Source organism: Bradyrhizobium sp., assembly GCF_019242285.1.
Lineage (GTDB): Bacteria > Pseudomonadota > Alphaproteobacteria > Rhizobiales > Xanthobacteraceae > Bradyrhizobium.
The window spans coordinates 1-3,457 of record NZ_JAFAVV010000101.1 but is presented as its reverse complement, the minus strand read 5'-3'; the positions used below and the strand labels follow the sequence as shown (position 1 = coordinate 3,457).

At 65.5% G+C, this 3,457-nt stretch carries 2 protein-coding genes; both read left to right on the top strand.

What is annotated here, in order from left to right:
* Positions 1-141 precede the first annotated feature (141 nt).
* Positions 142-1,017, top strand: coding sequence for a branched-chain amino acid ABC transporter permease (locus tag JOY90_RS03870; RefSeq protein ID WP_291689843.1), 876 nt, complete (start codon positions 142-144; stop codon positions 1,015-1,017).
* A partial coding sequence (locus JOY90_RS03865) for a branched-chain amino acid ABC transporter ATP-binding protein/permease (RefSeq protein ID WP_291689842.1) occupies positions 1,014-3,457 on the top strand: 2,444 nt, incomplete at its 3' end. The genes JOY90_RS03870 and JOY90_RS03865, both read left to right, overlap by 4 nt.

The window sequence follows — 3,457 nt, the reverse complement described above, 5'->3', positions numbered from 1 at the left end:
GACAGTGCCGACCTTTCCCAGAGGGAGAGGTCGATATTCTCGCAAAGCGAGAATAGCGTGTGAGGGGTTACGCTCCATCGATCGCGGCGCCCCCTCACCCGGCGCTTCGCGCCGACCTCCTCCCGTTGCGGAAAGGTGAGCATGCAGATCGCGTTCTTGCTGGAGCAGGTGGTGAACGGCCTCGTGCTCGGAGGCTACTATCTCCTGATCGCGCTCGGGCTGTCGCTGATCTTCTCGGTCGGCGGCATCGTCAACCTCGCGCATGGCGCCTTCTACGCGCTCGGGGCCTATGCTCTCGTCGAGCTCACCAATACGCTGGGCTTCGGCCCGGCGGTGGTGATCTCGCCGGTTGCGGTCGCGCTGCTCGGTATCGTATTCGAGCGGCTGATCCTGCGCCGCTTCTATACCGCCGATCCGATCCTCAGCCTGCTCGTGACCTTTGCGCTCGCCATGGTCGCCGAGCAGGCGATCCGCATCATCTGGGGTCCGGCGCCGCTATCGGCCGAGATCCCGCCAGTCTTCCGCGGCTCGGTATTTGTCGGCAATTTCCTGTTCTCGCGCTATCGCCTCCTGATCCTCGCCGTGATCGTCGCGGTGCTGATCGCTGTCTGGCTCCTTCTCCACAAGACGTCGTTCGGCCGCGTGGTGCGCGCCGGCATCCAGCGGCCGGACATGGTCGCAGCACTCGGCATCCGCCTGCAACCTTACATGACCGGGATTGTCATGCTCGGCGTCGGCATGGCCGCGCTCGCCGGCGCGTTCTTCGCACCGATCACCATCGTGCAGCCGGCGATGGGTTCGGAGATCATCACCGTCGCCTTCGTGGTCGTGGTGATCGGCGGCCTCGGCAGCTTCTGGGGCGTCGTGCTCGCCGCACTGCTGGTCGGCGTCGTGCGCGGCGTCACCATTCATTTCGTCCCGGCTGCAGGCGAGGCGTCGATCTACATCCTGATGTTCCTGGTGCTCATAGTGCGGCCACGCGGCCTGCTCGGCGAGCGGATCGAGAAGTTCGAATGAGGACCTCGCTCGCCGCAAAATACCGGCCGCTGTTGCTCGCGGCGCTGGCGATGATCCTGCTGCCATTCGCGCTGCGCGCGCTTGGGCTGTCGCTCAACACCGGCATCGCGGTGGTGGCGCTCTCGATCGCCGCCATGGGGCTCAATCTGTGCATCGGCTATACCGGCCTCGTCTCATTCGGCCACAGCACCTGGTTCGGGCTCGGCGCCTATGCCGCAGGATTGATGCAGCTCCACTGGTTCAGGGGCGAGATCTGGCTGCCGCTCCTGTTGTCCATGATCGTAGTGGCCTTCGCTTCGCTCATTATCGGTTTCGTCATCCTGCGGCGGCGCGGCGTCTATTTCTCGCTGTTGACGCTGGCGCTGGCGGCCCTGACCTACACCACCGCTTTCCGCTGGAGCGAGGTCACCGGCGGCGAGGACGGGCTCGGCGGCCTGAAGCGCGGCGCCATCGGCGGCTACAATCTCGACGATGCCATGACCTACTACATCGTGGTCGCGGTCATCGCGCTCGTCGTGCTGTTCTTCCTGCTGCGGCTCACCCGCTCGCCATTCGGCCATGTGCTGGTGGCGATCCGCGAGAACCAGCTCCGCGCCACCTTCCAGAGCTATCCGGTCGACCGCTACAAGCTCGCGGTGTTCGTGATCTCGGCCGTGGTCACAGGCCTCGCCGGCGGCCTGATCGCGTTCCAGAACTACCTGGTGTCAGCCGAGGCGGTCTCGGTGCCGTTCGCCGGCGAACTGCTCGCGATGGTGGTGATCGGCGGCATGCGCAGCATGCTGGGACCTGCGCTCGGCGCCCTGTTCTTCATCCTGTTTCGCGAATTGCTGTCGAGCTGGACGCCGAACTGGCTGCTCTGGTTCGGGCTGATCTTCATGGGCTTCGTGATGTACTCGCCTTCCGGCCTGATCGGCATCGGCGCGCTGCTGATGCGGCGTCTCAGGCCGCCGCCCATGGAAGCCGCCGCCATGAGCAAGCGCAGGATCTACAACGACCTGGCCTTGCCTGCTTTCCTGGTGTCCGAAGCCGCCCAGGGAACGGTGCTGGAGATTGAAGGCGTCTCAAAACGGTTCGGCGGCATCCGCGCCGTCACCAAAGCGGACCTCAAGGTCAATGCCGGCGAAATCCACGCCCTGATCGGGCCGAACGGCGCCGGCAAGACCACCCTGTTCAACCTGACCTCAGGCATGTTCGCATCCGACGACGGCGTCATCCGCCTGCACGGCAAGCCGATCGGGGGCAGCTCGCCGGACCTGATCTGCCATCGGGGACTGGCCCGCTCGTTCCAGATCACGAGCTTGTTTCGCGGCTTGTCGATCTATGAGAACCTCCGCCTGTCGCTGCTGGCGAAGAGCCCGATGCGCTTCAACATCTGGCGCGACATCGACAGCTATCCCGACATCCACGCCGAGACCGCCGAGCTGACAAAATTCCTCGGGCTCGAGGGTATCGAGACCATCCTGGGCGGCGACCTCTCCTATGGCGGGCAACGGCTGGTCGATCTCGGCATCGCGCTGGGCTCCAAGCCACAGGTGCTGTTGTTGGACGAGCCGCTCGCAGGGCTCGCGGCCGCCGAGCGGGAGCGCGTCGCCGGCCTGGTCAAGAACATCTCGACCAGCATCCCGGTCCTGATCGTCGAGCACGACATCGACCGTGTGCTCGGCTTCTCCAGGACGGTCACGGTGATGAACCAGGGCGAGGTGCTGATGAGCGCCTCGCCCGAAGCGGTGCGGGAAGACCGTCGCGTGCAGGAGATCTACACCGGCAAAGGCATCCCCGCGGTCGAGCATCGGCGCTGCGACGAGGCGGCCGAGGCAGGGGCGCCGATCCTGCGCTTCGAGCGCGTCAACACCTTCTACGGCAAGAGCCACATCCTCAACGACGTCACGCTGGACATGCGCGAGGGCGAGATCATGGCCCTGCTCGGCCGCAACGGCGCCGGCAAGTCCACGCTGTTGAAGACGCTCGCCGGCCTCGTGCCGGCTGCCTCGGGCGGAATCGAATTTGAAGGCCGCGACATCGTGCGGCTCCCGGCACCTGACATCGCGCGGCTCGGCGTCGGCTATGTGCCGCAGGGACGTGGCCTGTTCGCCGGAATGACCGTGCGCGAGAACCTCGCGCTCGGCCGGCTCGCCCGCAAGACCGACGGCAGCCATGGCGTGGTCTGGAGCGAGGAGCAGATCTTCGATTATTTTCCGCGACTGAAGGAGCGCATGAACGTCGCGGCCGATTATCTGTCGGGCGGCGAGCAGCAGATGGCAGCCATGGCGCGCGCCATGTCGGGCAATGTCAGGCTGCTACTCTTGGACGAGCCGTTCGAGGGTCTCGCGCCGGCGGTGACGCTGGAGCTGTTTTCCGTGTTCGATCGGTTGCGCCGCCACATGTCGATCATGATCGTCGAGCACAATCTCGATCTGGTGCTGGCGCTCGCCGACCGCGT

What these genes read in the sequence shown, in the direction of transcription:
- JOY90_RS03870 (WP_291689843.1), top strand. Translation starts at nt 142, where the DNA reads ATGCAGATCGCGTTCTTGCTGGAGCAGGTGGTGAACGGCCTCGTGCTC.